General features: G+C 38.0%; 18 protein-coding genes and 1 pseudogene. 8 read left to right on the top strand and 11 right to left on the bottom strand.

The genetic code is table 11. The annotated features are described in order from the left end of the window. The 3 genes from VLB74_RS09940 to hisS all read right to left on the bottom strand — a co-directional run. A partial coding sequence (locus VLB74_RS09940; RefSeq protein ID WP_325203305.1) for a hypothetical protein occupies positions 1 to 383 on the bottom strand: 383 nt, incomplete at its 3' end. Then, entirely contained in the window at positions 380 to 826 is a 447-nt protein-coding gene (locus VLB74_RS09935) for a hypothetical protein (RefSeq protein WP_325203304.1), read from the bottom strand. The genes VLB74_RS09935 and VLB74_RS09940, both read right to left, overlap by 4 nt. Before the next feature lie 344 nt (positions 827 to 1,170). Next, the gene (gene hisS, locus VLB74_RS09930; protein WP_325203303.1) at positions 1,171 to 2,541 is read right to left on the bottom strand and encodes a histidine--tRNA ligase; all 1,371 of its coding nucleotides are present in this window, start codon (positions 2,539 to 2,541) and stop codon (positions 1,171 to 1,173) included. A gap of 190 nt (positions 2,542 to 2,731) precedes the next feature. Here hisS and VLB74_RS09925 point away from each other — a divergent pair, with 190 nt between their 5' ends. Continuing rightward, the gene (locus tag VLB74_RS09925) at positions 2,732 to 3,979 is read left to right on the top strand and encodes an ABC transporter permease (protein WP_325203302.1); all 1,248 of its coding nucleotides are present in this window, start codon (positions 2,732 to 2,734) and stop codon (positions 3,977 to 3,979) included. Between the two features lie 82 nt (positions 3,980 to 4,061). Here VLB74_RS09925 and prmC read toward each other — a convergent pair whose 3' ends face one another. Continuing rightward, positions 4,062 to 4,925 (bottom strand): peptide chain release factor N(5)-glutamine methyltransferase, encoded by an 864-nt coding sequence (gene prmC, locus VLB74_RS09920; protein WP_325203301.1) that lies wholly within the window; start codon positions 4,923 to 4,925, stop codon positions 4,062 to 4,064. Between the two features lie 320 nt (positions 4,926 to 5,245). Between prmC and nirK the strand changes: the two genes are divergently transcribed. The 5 genes and pseudogenes from nirK to VLB74_RS09895 all read left to right on the top strand — a co-directional run bounded on the left by nirK (position 5,246) and on the right by VLB74_RS09895 (position 10,021). After that, positions 5,246 to 6,718, top strand: coding sequence for a copper-containing nitrite reductase (gene nirK / locus VLB74_RS09915; RefSeq protein WP_325203300.1), 1,473 nt, complete (start codon positions 5,246 to 5,248; stop codon positions 6,716 to 6,718). A 96-nt stretch (positions 6,719 to 6,814) separates the two neighbouring features. Continuing rightward, a pseudogene (locus tag VLB74_RS09910) lies at positions 6,815 to 7,177 on the top strand (c-type cytochrome); the annotation flags it as partial. 72 nt (positions 7,178 to 7,249) lie between these two features. Further along, positions 7,250 to 7,981, top strand: a complete 732-nt coding sequence (locus VLB74_RS09905; RefSeq protein WP_414655596.1) for a formylglycine-generating enzyme family protein — start codon at positions 7,250 to 7,252, stop codon at positions 7,979 to 7,981. 57 nt (positions 7,982 to 8,038) lie between these two features. Beyond that, positions 8,039 to 8,644 carry an SCO family protein gene (locus tag VLB74_RS09900; RefSeq protein WP_414655595.1) on the top strand — a complete coding sequence of 202 codons (606 nt, stop codon included), beginning with the start codon at positions 8,039 to 8,041 and terminating at the stop codon, positions 8,642 to 8,644. Between the two features lie 99 nt (positions 8,645 to 8,743). Then, positions 8,744 to 10,021 (top strand): alginate export family protein, encoded by a 1,278-nt coding sequence (locus VLB74_RS09895; RefSeq protein ID WP_325203298.1) that lies wholly within the window; start codon positions 8,744 to 8,746, stop codon positions 10,019 to 10,021. A gap of 131 nt (positions 10,022 to 10,152) precedes the next feature. On the opposite strand, the gene VLB74_RS09890 is transcribed toward VLB74_RS09895, so the two are convergent. Genes VLB74_RS09890 through ric form a run of 7 tightly spaced genes read right to left on the bottom strand, consistent with a single transcriptional unit; the run spans position 10,153 to position 15,990 of the window. Then, complete coding sequence (locus VLB74_RS09890; protein WP_325203297.1) at positions 10,153 to 10,617, bottom strand: hemerythrin domain-containing protein; 465 nt, start codon at positions 10,615 to 10,617, stop codon at positions 10,153 to 10,155. Positions 10,618 to 10,629: 12 nt separating this feature from the next. Beyond that, complete coding sequence (locus VLB74_RS09885; protein ID WP_325203296.1) at positions 10,630 to 11,079, bottom strand: CopD family protein; 450 nt, start codon at positions 11,077 to 11,079, stop codon at positions 10,630 to 10,632. Further along, positions 11,076 to 12,293, bottom strand: a complete 1,218-nt coding sequence (locus VLB74_RS09880) for a hypothetical protein (RefSeq protein ID WP_325203295.1) — start codon at positions 12,291 to 12,293, stop codon at positions 11,076 to 11,078. The genes VLB74_RS09885 and VLB74_RS09880 overlap by 4 nt, the downstream gene beginning before the upstream one ends. Beyond that, positions 12,290 to 13,006, bottom strand: a complete 717-nt coding sequence (locus VLB74_RS09875; protein WP_325203294.1) for an anaerobic ribonucleoside-triphosphate reductase activating protein — start codon at positions 13,004 to 13,006, stop codon at positions 12,290 to 12,292. Before VLB74_RS09875 ends, VLB74_RS09880 begins: the two co-directional genes overlap by 4 nt. Beyond that, on the bottom strand, positions 12,960 to 13,124 hold the full coding sequence (gene nrdD / locus VLB74_RS13435) for an anaerobic ribonucleoside-triphosphate reductase (protein WP_414655594.1): 165 nt from the start codon (positions 13,122 to 13,124) through the stop codon (positions 12,960 to 12,962). Before nrdD ends, VLB74_RS09875 begins: the two co-directional genes overlap by 47 nt. Next, positions 13,111 to 15,222, bottom strand: a complete 2,112-nt coding sequence (locus tag VLB74_RS09870; protein WP_325203293.1) for a ribonucleoside triphosphate reductase — start codon at positions 15,220 to 15,222, stop codon at positions 13,111 to 13,113. Before VLB74_RS09870 ends, nrdD begins: the two co-directional genes overlap by 14 nt. 42 nt (positions 15,223 to 15,264) lie before the next feature. Beyond that, positions 15,265 to 15,990, bottom strand: coding sequence for an iron-sulfur cluster repair di-iron protein (gene ric / locus VLB74_RS09865; RefSeq protein WP_325203292.1), 726 nt, complete (start codon positions 15,988 to 15,990; stop codon positions 15,265 to 15,267). Positions 15,991 to 16,273: 283 nt separating this feature from the next. Between ric and VLB74_RS09860 the strand changes: the two genes are divergently transcribed. Next, a complete protein-coding gene (locus tag VLB74_RS09860; protein ID WP_325203291.1) occupies positions 16,274 to 16,708 on the top strand; it encodes a c-type cytochrome in 435 nt (144 codons plus the stop codon). An 11-nt stretch (positions 16,709 to 16,719) separates the two neighbouring features. Beyond that, a complete protein-coding gene (locus tag VLB74_RS09855) occupies positions 16,720 to 18,129 on the top strand; it encodes a cbb3-type cytochrome c oxidase subunit I (protein WP_325203290.1) in 1,410 nt (469 codons plus the stop codon). Positions 18,130 to 18,194 lie beyond the last annotated feature (65 nt).

Genomic DNA, 18,194 nt, shown 5'->3' with positions numbered 1-18,194 from the left:
TTTTCTTCCTCGACTAAAATTAATTTTAGGATGAATCGTGTTACATCACTGCTGGCGTATTTCTGAATATTGATTTTAATTTTTGGGCTGACTTCAAACTTGTCGTTTTTCAGGGTAATTTTTTTCTGGGAACGTGGTGAATTTTGAACATTCTTAATTTGCTCCGATTTAGCTGTCCGGATATCCAGACTCAAATTGCTGATTTTATATTTCATAGCCGGGTTCTCATTTGAAATCTGTACCGTAATTACATCTGATATTTTTACCGACATATCATTCTGATTTATTGGAGCACCATTCTTCAGGATTACCAATTTTGCTTCTTGTGCCTGAAGCGTAATTGTCAGGAAGAACAGCGCGCAGAAAAAATATAGCCTTTTCATTTTTCTATTATTTTATTTAAAGAATTTCTTGAAGCGGAAATTAAATTCAAGAGACCATCTTCAAGATCCGAATTGGAAACAGGAGAACCTTGTTGTTTAAAATTATTGACAAGGTCATAATATTTTTGAGCCTGGTCACTTACGGTAGAATCCTGAACTAATAAAAATTTCCCGAAATAGATTTTTTCAAAATCCTTGTAATCCCTGTTAAACGATTCTGTAGCTACACTATCTTTTTCATAATGGGACAGGACAGCACATTTTTCTGTAAATTCCTGGTAAATATCAAAGGTGGTGTTATAAGTGTTTTTCCGAATTTCCTTCTCATAATTACTATTATACTGAATAGCACCTACCAATACTCCAACAGTTGTCAGTATTGTAGGAACTACTTTTAAATAACCACCAGATTGTTTTTCATCGTTTGGTTTTGCAGTACTCATCTCTTATGATTTAACTTCCACTAATGACTAAATTCAAAACATTGTGAATTCCATGCAGGAAAACTCCAATACCACTAAAGCAAAGCAGATATCATACTAATCTACAAAATGTAAGAAAAGGACACAAATTAAGCTGATTAAGGTCATTTTAATCCGTTGTATGGTGCTGTGGGGGAATTGAATAACTCTTTCTCAATTTGTGACTAAAAAATAATTTTAAAAAAATAGTCACAACATAAAAACAAACCCCAGATTCGCAGATTTTTATCTGAATTATATTTTTAATCAGTGAATCCTCGGTGCCATTTAAAAACAAAGGCTGTCCTTTCCGACAGCCTTTTCTATTATTTAAGAAGTTCTTTCAGTTCACCTAAACTCACTTTCTTCTGTTCACCCGAAACTAAATCTTTTAATGCGTATTGGTTATTTGCGATTTCATCACCGCCAACTATCACGGCGAACGGAATACCACGTTTATCGGCATGTTGGAATTGTTTTCCGATTTTGGCATTATCCGGATACATTTCCACTTTAATACCTTCTTTTCGCAGTTGAGAAATTGCTTTCATCGAATATAACGCTTCCTCATGTCCAAAGTTTAAGAACAAGGCTTTTGAAGTTGATGTTACTGTTTGCGGAAACAGATTCAGTTCTTCCAAAACCAGATAGATTCGGTCCAGACCAAATGAGATTCCGACACCACTCATATTTTTCAATCCGAAGATTCCGGTTAAGTCATCGTAACGGCCACCGCCACCTATGGATCCCATTGCAACTCCTTTTGGCGCGCTGACTTCAAAAATGGCTCCGGTGTAATAATTCAGTCCGCGTGCCAATGTTACATCCAAATCCAAATCAGATTTATCCAAACCTAAAGCCATAATGTTATCACAGATGAACTGTAACTCCTCCACTCCTTTCATTCCTTCTGCTGAAGACAAAAGCAATGCGGAAAGTTTTTCGATTTTCTCTTTAATAGTTCCGGTGAAGTTGAACAGTGGCTGCACTTTTTCAATAGCAGCTTCCGAAATTCCTTTTTCCAGCATTTCTTTTTTCACACCATCCTCACCGATTTTATCCAATTTATCTAATGCAACTGTGAAGTCGATTAATTTATCGGAAGCACCAATTACTTCAGCAATTCCGGAAAGGATTTTTCTGTTGTTGATTTTGATGGTTACGCCTTCCAGCCCTAAAGCCGAAAACACACTGTCGTACAACTGAACCAATTCCACTTCCTGCCATAATGAAGTGGAACCCACCACATCGGCATCACACTGATAAAATTCTCTGAAACGCCCTTTTTGCGGTCTGTCGGCTCTCCAAACCGGCTGGATTTGATAACGTTTGAAAGGAAACTCGATTTCGTTCTGGTGTTGCACCACGTAACGCGCAAAAGGAACAGTTAAATCGTAACGCAAAGCTTTTTCTGAGATTTGCGAGGTTAACTTCAAACTGTTTTTCTCCGCTAAAAAAGTCTCGTTTGCTTTCGCCAGATAATCGCCCGAATTCAAAATCTTAAAGATTAATCTATCACCTTCTTCTCCGTATTTCCCCATTAAGGTTTCGGAATTTTCGAAGGTCGGTGTTTCGATTGGCTGATAACCGAACTTTTCGAAATTCGATTTGATAATGGAAAAGATATAATTACGTTTCGCAACTTCTGCCGGCGAAAAATCGCGGGTTCCTTTTGGTATGCTTGGTTTTTGAGCCATTTTTAAATTTAGAATTTAGAAATTAGAATTCTGAAAGCAGAACTCTAAAATTCTTTCATTATTTATTTTTTGCAAATATCGAACATATTGCGCTTTATTAAAATCAATTTTTACACTTTCTGACTTCTAATTTCTAAATTCTTACTTCCTAAATGTAACAATAAGCCTATTTTTATGACAAATTATCACTATGAGAGGAATCGGTCTTTTTAAGGAAAATACGAGAATTGCGCTGGGCGCGATTAGAAGTCAGCTTTTGCGCACCATTTTAACAGTGATGATCATTGCTATCGGAATAACCGCTTTGGTGGGAATCCTGACGGTAGTTTCGGCATTGGAAAACACTATCATGAAGGATTTCGCTTCGATGGGTGCCAATACGTTTTCAATCAGTCAATACGATTTTTCGGAAAGAGTAAACCGAAACAATTCAGAACAAAAGATCAATCCGATTATCAGTTATCCGCAGGCAAAGGCGTTTCAGGACAAATACAGTTTCCCGTTCACTACCACTTCCTTATCGTTTACGGCTACTTCCAATGCTGAAGTAAAACACGAATCCGAAAAAACAGATCCGGAAATTACCATTGTCGGAGTCGATCAGAATTTCCTACCCAACAAAGGTTTGGAAACTACAAAAGGCCGAAATTTTACCGGTTTTGATATTTCTAATAATACTTATGTTTGCGTTTTAGGTTCCGATTTTGAAAAAGGACTTTTTAAAGATACCAATCCTATTGACAAAACGATTTCAGTTCGAGGTGCTAAATTTAAAGTGATTGGCGTACTGAAAGAAAAAGGTTCAACGTTTGGGAACAATCAGGATTTAAGGGTTTTGATTCCGATTCAGGTGGCACGTTCACTGTTTTCGGCTCCTAATATCAATTACGATATTAATGTAATGGTGAGTAAAAAGGAAAGTTTGGCCATGGCTTCGGACAATGCTACCATTTCCATGCGAAAAATCAGAAAATTGAGTCCGGTTCAGGAAAATAATTTCGGAGTGGAGCGCAGCGACGATTTGATTCAGCGATTGCTTTCCAATACCGAAGTACTGCGAATCAGCGCATGGGTTATCGGTATCATTACCGTTTTCGGTTCTTCGATAGCACTGATGAACATCATGTTGGTTTCGGTTACGGAAAGAACCCGGGAAATTGGCGTAAGAAAATCGCTTGGAGCCAAAAAAAGCACGATTGCCTGGCAGTTTTTTACCGAAACACTGGTTATTGGCCAGATGGGTGGAATCCTTGGGATTATTCTTGGAATAGCCATTGGATTTGGAATTTCGAAAGCTATTGATTTTAACTTCGTGATTCCGTGGATGGCAATTATGGCGGCTTTCATCACCACTTTTATTGTTGCTATTGTTTCCGGATTGTACCCTGCGATTAAAGCTTCTAAACTAGATCCTGTGGAGGCGCTGCGTTATGAGTAATTAAGAATAGTTTACAGTCGCAGTCACAGTTTGCAATTTAAAGATATTGGTCAGTTTACAGACTTGACCTGAATTCAACTGATTATTGATCACCGAACACTCCAAAAATCATCCTGTCATTCCCGTAAATATCTTTTCGCAATTCGATATTTTTAAAACTGTATTTTTCCAGCAGCCAGACCATTTCTTGTCCGAGATACTGGTTGATTTCGAAGTACAGCTGTCCGTTTTCGTATAAATGCTGCGTGGCCAGTTCGGTAATTTTTCGATAAAAAACGAACGCGTCATCATCTTCTACGAACAAAGCCAAATGCGGTTCGAAATCCAAAACGTTTTTCTTGATTTCTACTTTTTCCAGATTTCTCACGTAGGGCGGATTTGAAACAATGATGTCAAATATTTGCTGCAGATCCTCCGTTTCTAAAATACTCTGATGTATAAAAGTAATATCCACCTCGTTTCGTTCGGCGTTTCTTTGGGCTGTCGCCAATGCCTTTTCGGAGATGTCCATCGCAAAAACTTTAGCTCCCGGAATATTTTTAGCCAAGGAAATAGCAATACATCCGGTACCTGTGCCGATATCTAGCACCTTTATTTCTTTATCAGAATTATTATTTGTGTTCTCTTTAATTATCCAATCTACCAATTCCTCGGTTTCTTGTCTGGGAATAAGGGTGTTTTCATTGACATAAAACGGCAATCCGTAAAATTCGGTTTCTCCCAGAATATATTGTATCGGACGATGCTCTTTTAATTGCGCCAAAACATTTTCCCATTGCTGTAACATTTCGGGAGTCAATTCGAAAGTAGGATTCAAAGCCAAATCCACACGTTTCATCTTGTGAAAATCTTCCAATATAATATAGAAAAAGCTTTCGGTCTCATAGTCGTCATAGAGCGATGAAAGTTCTTCCATGAAAACGGTACGGTAATTTTTTAGAAGCATAAAGTTTTTACATCATTCTTTTCCGTTGTCAGATAATTTACAACAGCAACGGAAAATAAATTCTATTCAAAGATAACTTAAAAATTAAAGTATTAAAGCTTTTCGAAAAATCAAAAAAACAAGACCAACAATTCCTTTTTTCGGTATTTTTACCACACTTATACTTTTACAACCTACTGTATTTCAAACCATAAGACCCTAAATCCATTTTCAAATCCTTCCATTTTATTTTTCAAAAACATGACAAATATCACAATAAAAGACATTTTTGTCCTTTAATTTTACTCAATAAAATAAAACACAAATTAAAACCCACTATTATGAAAACCAGATTAAAAATTGCTGTCGGTGTTTTAGCGCTATCTGCAATAACAGTAGGCTTGTTTTCTTTTGGAAACGATTCCTCTATTGATCCTACCAAAATTAAAGTTGAAGGAGAAATGGTTGCCGAACTAACGCCTCCACCGTTTGTTCCAAAACCAATTGGAAACAGAGCTGCCACAAAACTAATCGTAAACATGGAAATCAAAGAACAGGAGGGCGAAATGGCCGACGGTGTAAAATACACGTATTGGACATTTGGCGGTTCGGTTCCGGGAAGTTTCATCAGAACACGAATTGGTGACGAAGTTCAGTTTCACTTAAAAAACCATCCGGACAACAAACTACCACACAATATCGATTTACACGCGGTAACAGGCCCCGGAGGTGGGGCAACCTCATCTTTAGTAGCACCAGGACATGAAAAAGTATTCAACTTCAAATGCTTAAATCCTGGTCTATATGTATACCACTGCGCCACAGCGCCTGTGGGAATGCACATTGCCAACGGTATGTACGGTTTGATTCTTGTTGAACCTGAAGGAGGCTTACCTCCGGTAGACAAAGAGTACTACATCATGCAAGGAGATTTCTATACCAAAGGGGCTTACGGCGAACAGGGCAATCAGCCTTTCGATATGGAGAAAGCTATTAAAGAACAACCAGATTATGTTGTATTCAACGGAAAAGTTGGTTCGTTAACAGGTGACAAGTCAATCACGGCTAAAAAAGGGGAAACAGTACGTATTTACATGGGTAACGGTGGACCAAACATTGTATCCTCATTCCATGTTATTGGGGAGATTTTTGACAAAGTTCACATTGAAGGCGGAAACCTTATCAACAAAGATGTTCAAACAACATTAGTTCCGGCCGGTGGTTCTGCTATCGTTGAATTTAAAGTTGATGTTCCGGGAACGTTTATCCTTGTAGACCACTCTATTTTCAGAGCGTTTAACAAAGGAGCAATCGGAATGCTTAAAGTTGAAGGAGATCAGGAAAAAACCATTTACTCTGGAACAGTTCAGGAAGGAATCTATTTACCTGAAGGCGGAACCATCCAAAATATGCCAAAAGCAAAAGGAGAGGCTAAAGCGTACACACCGAAATCCATTCCGGAACAAGTTAAAGCGGGTAAAGAAATTTACGGAAGAACCTGCTTCGCCTGTCACCAATCAGAAGGACAAGGAATACCGAATGCTTTCCCTCCTCTAGCAAAATCAGATTTCTTAAATGCAAATCCAAAAAGAGCAATCGATGCAGTCTTACATGGTTTGACCGGAGAGATTACCGTAAACGGCAAAAAATACAACAGTGTAATGACAAGCCAGAACCTTACGGATGAAGAGATTGCCAATGTTCTAACTTATGTATATGACAGTTGGGGCAATAACAAAACAAACGTAACTGCTCCAATGGTAAAAGCTCAAAGAGCAAAAGTAGTTGCAAAAGCAAAAGACATACACGAATAAATAACTAATAATTTATAAATACTTTTTATCATGAAAAAGATAATTTTTGGAGTTGCCACAATCGCTTTAGCGATCGGTTTATACAGTTTTACAACTCCTGCGAAAACGGAAAAAGTAACTAAAGTTGCCCTTAACAACCCGGTTAAAGGAAAAGAAGTGTTCTCAAAAACCTGCATCGCCTGCCATCAGGCAAACGGACAGGGAGTTCCAAATGCATTCCCTCCATTGGCTAAATCGGATTACCTGAATAAAGATGTTAATCGCGCCATCAAAACGGTAATCAACGGATTAAGCGGCCCGATAACGGTAAACGGCAAGAAATTCAATGCCATGATGACTCCGCAATCATTATCCGATGAACAGATTGCAGATGTTTTAACTTACGTTTACAGCAGTTGGGGAAATAACGGTACAAAAGTTACCACTGCAATGGTGAAAGCACAAAGAGGAAAAAAATAAATAATTTTCAAAAACACGTTGACCATGAAACTTAAATATAAAATAGTTTTGATTATCCATACTGTTTTATTTATGGCAACAGCTCTTACTGCTCAGGAAAAAAGCATGGTTACCATAAAAAGGGGGACATATGTTCCCCTTTATGGAACCTCTGATAAGAAACCTGTTGAAGTCAAAACTTTCAAAATGGATATTTATCCGGTAACCAACGAAGAATATCTGAACTTCCTGAAAAAAAACCCACAGTACAGCCGTTCAAAAATCAAAGGCCTTTTTGCTGATAAAAGCTATTTATCACACTGGAAAAGCGACTTTGATTTCGGAACAGAAAAACCCAATTCACCTGTAACCAATATTTCCTGGTTTGCCGCAAAAAAATACTGCGAATGTCAGGGAAAAAGAATGCCTACTATAGACGAATGGGAATATGTGGCCATGGCGGATGAAAAACGAATTGATGCCAGAACCAAAGAAGAATACAATAAATATATTCTTACCTGGTACGAAAAGTCAAAAACGTATAACAATCCGATTGGTAAAACATTCAGAAATTATTGGGGAGTTTATGACATGCATGGTTTAGTATGGGAATGGACTTCCGATTTTAACAGCATTTTCCTTTCCGGAGAATCCCGAAAAGATAAGGATTCAGACAAAAACTTATTTTGCGGCAACGGATCTGTAAATGCATCTGATTTGATGAACTACGCCGCCTTCATGCGTTATGCCTTCCGAGGCAGCTTAAAGGCAAGTTATACTACCCGAAATTTAGGTTTCAGATGTGCAAAAGATTTGCCTAAATAAAGAACCTAACTCATAAGGTATGACACTTTTTCTGAAGAAAAAATCAAATTTAAAAAAATGAAAAGTATATTAATGGGATTATTAGTAATCCTAATCGGCTTGCAAAGCTGTAATTCGCAGCACAAAAAAGAGACCTCAACAAAAAAAAGTTCTACTGCCATATCTGAATTATCCATCTACAATCTTCCATCTCAATGGACCACTCAAGACAATAAAAACATTGAGATGAAAGATTTAAAAGGAAAAGTCCTGGTTATGGTGATGATTTACACATCCTGCAAATCGGCATGTCCAAGATTAGTAGCAGATATGCGCCATATTGAAGAACGAATCCCGGAAAACCTGAAGGATAAAGTTCAGTTGGTATTGGTAAGCATTGACCCAACAGTAGATACTCCGAAACGTCTTAAAGAATTCTCGATAGAAAACAAAATGGATAACCACCAATGGCTGTTTCTACGTTCTACCGAGGAAAACACCCGCGAATTTGCTGCTGTTTTAGCTGTAAACTACAAAAAAATTTCGCCCATGGATTTCTCCCATTCTAACATTATCAGTGTTTTTAATGCCGGCGGCGAATTGGCCTACCAACAAGAAGGTTTGGGGGTAAGCTACGATGAAACCGTAAAAAAAATTACCGAAGAAGCTGAAAAGCTAAACTAACCCAACTATGAAATCGCCACTAACAACTAGTTTTTTGTAAAAAAACACCAAAATAAAAGGCGATACATATTTGACCACTGACAAATAAATTTTTCAAATATGAAATCAATACAAAAAATTGGCTTATCATTGTTTCTGATGATGGGCACGGGAGCTCTCGCTCAGGAATTAGATGCAAATCTGCAACTAAGACCCCGTTACGAATACCGAAACGGATTTAAAGAACTCATGAAAGATGGTTCATTGCCTACTTCATTTGTATCCCAACGATCCCGACTTAACTTTAACTTCAAACAGGAAAAACTAAAAGCAAAACTGACTTTTCAGAACATCAGGGTTTGGGGAGATGTTCCCACAACAACAACATCCGACAAAAACGGAATAGCTCTTTTCGAGGCCTGGGCACAATATGACATCACTCCAAAATGGAGCGCGAGACTCGGAAGACAGGTTATTTCGTATGACAATCAAAGAATCATGGGTGAAATTGATTGGGCACAACAAGGACAAAGCCACGATGCGGCACTTATCTCCTTCAAACAGCCGAACCATCAACTTGATTTGGGATTTGCATTGAATTCGGATGCTGAAAAACTTTACCGTGATTTATACACCATCAGCTACAAACACATGCAACATGCCTGGTATCACACCAATTTCGACAAATTAGGAATGAGTTTATTGGCCTTAAACGTGGGCATCCAATACAGAGATGCAATAACAGATGAACTCCAAGTGGACGACATGCAGACATTTGGAACGTATCTGACCTATGCAAAAAACAAATTCGACGGTAATTTAGGTCTGTACGGACAAACCGGAAAAGCGAAACTTGTTACCGAAAACACATCTGTTAGTGCTTATTATGCAGGTCTGAATGCGAACTATGCGTTCAATACTAAAATTAAAGCAGGTCTTGGATACGAATATCTTTCAGGAAAGGATCAGGATGATACCGATAGTAAAATAAAATCATTCTGGCCTATTTTCGGAACCAATCACGCCTTCAATGGTTATATGGATTATTTCTACGTGGGCAATTACAGAAATACGGTAGGACTACAGGATTTGTTCGCTAAATTCACATACAATAATAACAAATGGCAGTTCAACGCCATCCCACATTTCTTCATGACTGCAGCTGATGTGATCGACCCTGTAAATCCTTCTCAAAAAATGGATAGTTACCTTGGTACAGAGATGGATTTAACAGCGAGTTATACACTTCAGAAAGACGTTATGATTTCCGGCGGGTATTCCCAAATGTTCGGAACTGACACCTTGGAAATCCTAAAAGCAGGTAACAAAGGATATGATAATAACTGGGCTTGGGTAATGATTACCATCAACCCGAGAATTTTTACAACTGCAAAATAAATCAGGTTAATTAGGTTAATTAGTAAAAAAGCCTGAATTACGTAATTGTAATTCAGGCTTTTTTTATTGATCTTGTTTTAGAAAATTCAATCCATAACAGATTGCCGTTGTATGTTCTTTTCGGATGGGATTTATTTCCAAAAAACATCTTTCATGTTTTCGACAAAAAGATCTTCTTTATGGATTTCATGGATTCTTTCCAATTGTTCAGAAGTGGCCACACTTTGTATTTCCGGAAACAAAATCCGTTCTTCAAACCGTATATGTGCTTCTAATTCTTCCTCGATTAACCCCAAATTCAGTTCAATGTTTATGCTCTGGTTAAAAAGCCTTCTTAATCGTCTGTGATCGACAAGTGCTTTTCTGACCAATTCATGATCGTTTTTCAAAATAGGAAAAATATGTTCTTCTTCCAATTCGAAATGAGGCAAAAGGTATTTCATGTAAAACCAATCGGTGTAGTTTTTAATTCGTAACGGCGAAACGTTTTTCGCGAAACCGGTTCTTATTTTCCAGCACAACAATAAACCGTGATGATGTTCGCGGCTTAAAGATTGTAGTTCTTTTACTCGTTTTAAAGGTTCTGTAGCTATCATTGTAATTTTAATTTAAATTCCTCCAAATCGCACAAATGATCCCATAATAAGCATGATAACGCCTATTAAGGTCACAGAGACGATATGAAGACACATTTCTGGTAATTTGTTGTTATTGTTTTTTAATTTTGGGATTACCCTAAACTGGGCGCTTAAGGCAAAAAGTACCGTAACGAACAGCAAGGCTAATTTTATTGAAATCACTTTTTCTATAGGTGTAGAAAAATGAAACCAGCTTTCAATACCCACACCGTATTTATAAGCCATCATTATTCCTGTAATGACTAATAAAGCCAAAGCCGGCATACCAACAGGCTCGTACTTCTTTTCATAGTCGAGGATAATCTGCTGATTTTTTTCTTTTAAGGCTTTCGGCAGATATGCGAATACAAGTAACACATGCCCACCTACCCAGATAGCGGCACAGATTAAATGTATGATTAATAAAAAGTGATGATTCATTTCAAATTGTTTTTCAGATTGGCATTACTAAAAATAATCATAATAATCCCAATGACTAACCAAATACTGGATATAAATAAATTCTGATGGTACATTGGTATTTCAGACCAATGAAGGAAGTAGTTAAATCCTTGTGCAAACAGAAGGAATTCGGTAAGAACAAATCCCATCAGAAAGATTTTAATACCGTGTTCCGAAAACCTGTTTTTTCGTTGTATGACTTTCGCGTTCAGTAAAAATCCAAGCAAAAATCCTGAAATAATCCCCAGCATAATCATATGGATGAATCCGATTACGAAGTTTCGGATTTGGTGTGAAACCGATGCCAGTTCCGGAAAAATAACCAAGAGCTGTATAAGGACTTTCAGCGTTAATGAAAACAATGCAAAACTGAACACGATTTTTTCGATATTTTTCAGTTTCGCATAAAATTCAGTGAATTTCGGTCTTAACAACAGGGCTAATTTCACAAAAGCAACCAACTGGATTACAACTCCTACTCCATTTATCCATGGCAATATCGGATGGGAAACATACCAGCTTACCGGTAAGGCAAACGTTGTTAAGGTACCGGCAACAAGCCATTTATAAAAGGAAAAGAAAGCCTGATTATCAACTTTTATTTGCATCTGATGGAACAGCAAAGCCAAAACGGCAATTATAAACCATCCGTTAAACTGAAAATGAAGGAAAAACTGAATGGCAATCTGATAAAAGGCGCTTGTTTTTCCCATTAAACCTACAGCTGGGCCTAAACACCAGATACCGCAAGTGGATAAAACCATAAAAACCAAGGCTGTTTTAAGCAGGTATCTTTCGGGTAAAGAATCAATTTTCTGGTATTTCCAGACCAGTCGTGCAAAATAATAACTACTAAAAATATGCAATGTCGAAAATGTAATGGAAAAAACAGCATATCCCTGCAACGGAAAAGCAACCATCATTCCGACAACCGCCAATTGTGTAACCCAAAAAAGGCGATTAAATTTTCTCTCAATTTCTTTATTTTTTGGAATTAAGAAATGATAAATCAAAGCAAAAAGCGCCAGATAAACCCAGCCCAACATGGCAATATGAGAATGCCCGTGTAACAAAAACAGGTAATTTACACCGGTAACCGGCGAAAGAGACTGGAAGCGTAAAAGCAGCCCCATTAGTGCGGCCACTAAAAAATTTCCGAAACATATCAGTATCCATTTCTTAACCATACTCATCCTCTAAAGTTTACTTTTATCATTTCTGTGCTGAAAAAGCCATTTTCAATTTCGCGTGAAGACCGGGGCAAATCCCCAATCGTTTCCACATTATTCACAAAGTGCTGAACGTAGTAGTTGCCGCTGTATTTTTTGTTTTCCAGGTAACATACCATGGCATGAAGTTCCAACTCATCTATTAAATCCGAATGAAAAGTGGTGCGCACTTCGAAATGAATTTTATTCTGAAGTAATAAATGCAGCGACGTTTCAAATGCCAAAAACAAATTGGCTTGGGTAACCTCGCGGAATTTCATTTCAGTCGCTTTAAAATCTAAAGCAACATAATCAACCAAATTATTAACAATCAACTCTTCTAAAACCGAAGGATTGGATCCGTTAGTATCTATTTTCACATCAAATCCCATGGCTTTAATCTCCCTGGCAAACCGAATCAGGTTTTTGTGCATTGTACATTCACCTCCACTTAATACAACAGCATCCAATAATTTTTTCCGTGTCGCTAAAAAAGTAAGCGCCTCATCAAATGAAATTTTGCCTTTCCCAAGTACAATTTCCGGATTATAACAGTATAAACACCGCATATTACAGCCTGTAAACCATAAAATACAGGCTGATTTATGCGGATAATCCAACAAACTAAACGGAGTTATGCTGAAAATTGCTTTAGCAGCATTTTCTTTCCATAAAATGGGTGCGTTGACTGTGTTCACCTTTTTTACCGATATTAAAACTTTCCACAGGCCTGTGATAACCCATTACTCGTGTATAAACCAGACATTTTGTTCTTAAATGCTGATTCTGCTCCAGGATTTCATTACTGTTCTTCATATAATTCATTTTTGTGGTTTTGAAGTAAGACATCATCGCATTTCGGACAATATTCATGTTCCCCAGTTAAGTATCCGTGAACCGGACAAACACTGAACACCGGAGTCACGGTGATATAAGGCAATTTGAAATTTGTCAGCACTTTTTTCACAAACTGCTTACAAGCTTCGGGCGAACTTATTTTTTCGCTCATATAAAGGTGCAATACCGTTCCGCCTGTATACTGACACTGCAACTTGTCCTGCATCAGTAAGGCTTCAAAAGGATCTTCGGTATAATTTACCGGAATTTGTGAACTGTTGGTGTAATAAATATTGGCACCGTTCCCAGCCTGAAGAATATCCGAAAAACGTTTTTTATCCTCCTTTGCAAAGCGGTAAGTAGTTCCCTCCGCCGGAGTAGCTTCCAAATTATATAAATTTCCCGTTTCCTCCTGAAATTCTTTCATTCGGTTACGGATATGATCTAAAATTTCCATGCAGAAATCGGTTCCGAAATCCGAAGTGATGTCTACTTTGTCAAACGTAAAATTCCGAATCATCTCGTTCATTCCGTTAACGCCAATAGTAGAAAAATGGTTTCGGAAATGCGGAAGATATCGTTTCGTGTACGGATACAGTCCGCGGTCATACATTTCCTGAATGAACTTTCTTTTCTTCTCTAAAGTCGACTTGGATAATTCCATCAATTTATCCAATTGACGGTACAAGCCTTCTTTATCCCCTTTAAACATATATCCCAAGCGGGCCATATTTATGGTAACCACACCAATGCTTCCGGTCATTTCGGCACTACCGAAAAGTCCGTTACCCCGTTTAAGTAATTCCCTCAAATCGAGTTGCAAGCGACAGCACATGCTGCGCACCGCATTGGGTTTGTAGGCATTCGGGTTTTCAACACGGTTTCCGTTTTCATCCAACACATACTGGCTTCCGATAAAATTCTGGAAATAAGATGACCCGATTTTTGCGGTATTTTCAAAAAGCAATTCGGTATTTTCGCCGTTCCAATCGAAATCCTCTGTGATATTTACGGTTGGAATCGGGAACGTAAACGGCTGCCCGTTAGCATCGCCTTCTGTCATAACCGTATAATACGCTTTATTGATCAGGTTCATTTCCGGCTGAAAATGTTCATAGCGCATTTCAGTCAGATCAGAGACTCCTCTTCCCTTTGCACGATTCAACAGGTTTTCATCTTTATTTTTATCGAATAAATGCAAATCGTTTTTTGTTGGAATCTGTTCTTTCAGATCAGAAGGCACTACCCAATCCAACGTAATATTGGTAAAAGGTGATTGCCCCCAACGCGCCGGAACGTTCAGATTGTAAACAAAACTTCGTATCGCTTTCAGTACATCTTCAAAAGACAGGTTGTCCTTGAAAACATAAGGCGCCAGATAGGTATCAAACGAACTGAATGCTTGAGCACCAGCCCATTCGCTTTGCAGAATTCCGAGGAAATTGGCCATTTGCCCCAAAGCTTCCCTGAAATGAGATGGTGCTTTACTTTCCACTCGGCCTCGAACACCGTTAAAACCATCGTTCAAAAGAACCCGAAGGCTCCAACCGGCACAATAACCGGTTAAGCAATCCAAATCGTGAATATGTACATCTCCATTACGATGAGCATATCCTTCTTCTTTAGTGTAGACCTTGTCTAACCAGTAGTTCGCAATAATTTTTCCGGCCACATTGTTTACCAATCCGGCATTGGAATAAGAAGTATTGGCATTGGCATTAATACGCCAATCCGTTTGTCCGATGTATTCCTCTATCGTTTGTGTGCTGTCCACATAAGTAGTGTCATCGTTCAGTCCGTCAACATGTTCGCGTTGTAACTTTCTCGTATGACGAAAAAGCATAAACGAGCGCATTACTGAAAAATACTCTTTCTGAAAGAGCGTTTTTTCAATCATGTCCTGAATTTCTTCAACCGCCCATACTTCTTTAATTTCTATGCCCGTCATCACACTATCGAAAACACTTACATCGAACGGTACGGCAACACTGTTGAAACTTTTTATTATAGCATCCTTAATTTTAAAACCTTCAAATGGTTTGTAATCTCCGTTTCTCTTTATCACAAATTTCTGCATAACGCTCGATGTTATAGTGTTTTACCTTTGAAGTATAAATAATTAAATAGAAAGTTCCTTCTCCAATTCCTGTGCTTTAGGAAAAAGAATATTATTTTCCAGGTGGATGTGTTTGTGCAGATCCTGCTCAAACTCCTGCAACATAGCGAATGTTACTTTGTAAGTGTTACAGGCATCGGCTGGTGGTGTATAGTTATTTGTCAATTCTACAATTGTTCTGAAACGTTCACCTTCTGCATCATGTTCATGTTTCATCATCGCAATCGGATTATCAACAGTTCCGAAAGGTGGCACAGCGACAGATTCGTTGCTCAATTTAGCTTTCACCAATCTTTTTATGAACGGAAATAAAATAAGTTCTTCCTTTTTCATATGTTGGGCCAATTCCCCGGCGCATCCTTTAAACAACTCGTTGATTTCAAAAAGTTCCGGATGGGCATTCCCGTGGACTTTACATAGTTTATCTAAAAACATAAGCAATGTTGGCGTTTTCTCTTCCACATAACGATGATGTGTTTTTTCGATGTAATCAATCAGCAAATCTGTCGGCCACGATTTAAAATCGATTCCCATATCTCCTTTTGTGCTCATCACTGCCGAAATCTCATTTTGAATGATGGAAATATCCAGTCCTTTCGTATTACAAACCTCCTCTAAAGTCTTATGACCTTTGCAGCAAAAATCAATTCCGTATTTTGAAAAAATTGCTGCCGTTCTGAAATCTTCAGCTACAAACCCTCCAATGGTTTCTTGTTCAATCACATTCATAATCAATCATTTTAAATTATTTCACATACAAATTTACATTTTATTTTTAATAAAGGACAAAAATATCTTTTATTATTTTTCAACAGTACTTTTGGAAAAATAAATTCCCTTTCAGCACCTTGAAACATGTCAATTTTTATATTATAAAAGAAAGACAAATAAATAAATTGAAAAATGACATTTATCATATTGTTATAACAAATCAAAACCGAGATTTGCACAATAAAGGACAAAAAAGTCTTCTATTAAAAAACCATTAAATAACAAATAAACACTAATCATTATGCTTTCAAAATCACAGGCCAGAGCATTCTTTTTAGGCGGAACGGTAGTCACCTTTCTCATATTCATCGGACTGACCATCTACTCGTTTATGCCTTCTAATGATCAGTCCAATTATTCCAAAATTGACAAAAAGGTTGTTAGAGGAAAAGAAATTTGGGAATCAAACAATTGTATGGGTTGCCATACACTATTAGGGGAAGGAGGCTATTATGCTCCGGAACTTACAAAAGTAATCGACCGACGCGGAGAAGGTTACGTAAAAGCGGTTCTAATGTCCCCTGTACCTTGGGCTCCGAAAGGAAGAAAAATGGTAAAATATAACATGAATGAAGCGGATGCCGAAGCTGTTATTGCCTTTTTGAAATGGAACGGACAAATCGACCTCAACGGATTTGACCGAGTTGTATCACCTTTATCAAAGGATAATAATTAAAATATTGCGTTATGAAATACAAATCACAAAAAGTAGCCTATTGGTTTTTCGGATTATGCATGTTGCTTTTATCATTGCAGATAATCTATGGTTTCATCATGGGCTTTGCCAGAATAGGGTTTGACGGACTACACGATTTTATTCCGTTTAATACTGCCCGCGCGGTTCACACAAATCTTTTGGTAGTGTGGCTATTAACCGGCTTCATGGGTGCCGCATACTATATTATTCCCGAAGAAGCGCAACGCGAATTGGTTAATGTCAAATTAGCTTATGTTCAGCTAATCTCATTGGCCATCGTCGGAGTGGTCGCGGTTGTCGGTTATCACTTCAATCATTGGGAAGGCCGAAAATTCCTTGAAATCCCGAGAGAACTTGACTTCCTTGTAGTTGTGAACGTTCTTTTATTCCTCGGATTGATTCTCGCCACCTTATTCAAAGGAAAACAAAAAACGACTACATCCCTGGTTTTGACAATGGGACTCCTTTTTGCCGCATTGCTTTATTTACCGGGTATGATCTGGTTTGACAGTCAGGTAATGGATTCATTCTTCAGATGGTGGGTAGTTCACCTTTGGGTTGAAGGTGTTTGGGAGCTGATTATGGGAGGTATTTTATCTTTCTTACTGATCAAATTAACCGGTATTGACCGTGAAGTTATCGAAAAATGGCTGTATGTGATTGTAGGTTTGACTTTCCTTTCCGGATTGTTGGGAACTGGTCACCACTATTACTTCATCGGTGTAAACAAAATCTGGTTGGTTGTTGGCGGAATTTTCTCGGCACTTGAACCTTTAGCTTTCCTTGCAATGGCATTATTCGCCGTAAACATGTACAGAAAAGGTGAAAAAAGCCATCCAAACAAAATTGCGCTATACTGGACAATCGGAGCTTCCATTGTTTCATTCATCGGAGCGGGATTATTAGGTTTTGCGCACACTTTACCACAAACAAATCTGTACACACACGGAACTTTGGTAACAGCGATGCACGGCCACTTGGCTTTCTGGGGAGCTTACGCCATGATTGTTTTAGCAATTATCAGCTATGCTTTGCCAAATTTAACCGGACGTAAACGTTATGACAGCTCACAGGGAAGAATGGCGTTCTGGTTATCCAACATCGGAATGCTTGGAATGACAGTAGCTTTTGGTGTGGCAGGTGTGGCTCAAGTGTATATGGAACGAAAAATGAAAATGGATTTCATGGATGTACAAAACGAAATCAGCATTCACTTTGTGGTTCTTGTCATTTGCGCAACTATGTTCACCGTTGGTATCTCCTTATTCATTTATGACTTCTTTAAACACGGAAAACCGACTGATGAGGCTCTTGAAAAAAAACCAAACAACGGGAATTCTTCAAAAGAAATAAACAACATCCCCAATGTTAAAGTAGTGTATTCAGAAGAAACAAACTAGATTATATACACGTTCTTTTTTTACGAAACTCGTTCTGAACAACTACAGCAAGTGTCACTGCCTGT

Origin of the sequence: Flavobacterium sp. (assembly GCF_035456225.1) — a bacterium.
Classification (GTDB): domain Bacteria; phylum Bacteroidota; class Bacteroidia; order Flavobacteriales; family Flavobacteriaceae; genus Flavobacterium.
Note: the sequence above shows the minus strand (reverse complement) of the source record. Positions and strands in the feature narration are given on the sequence as shown.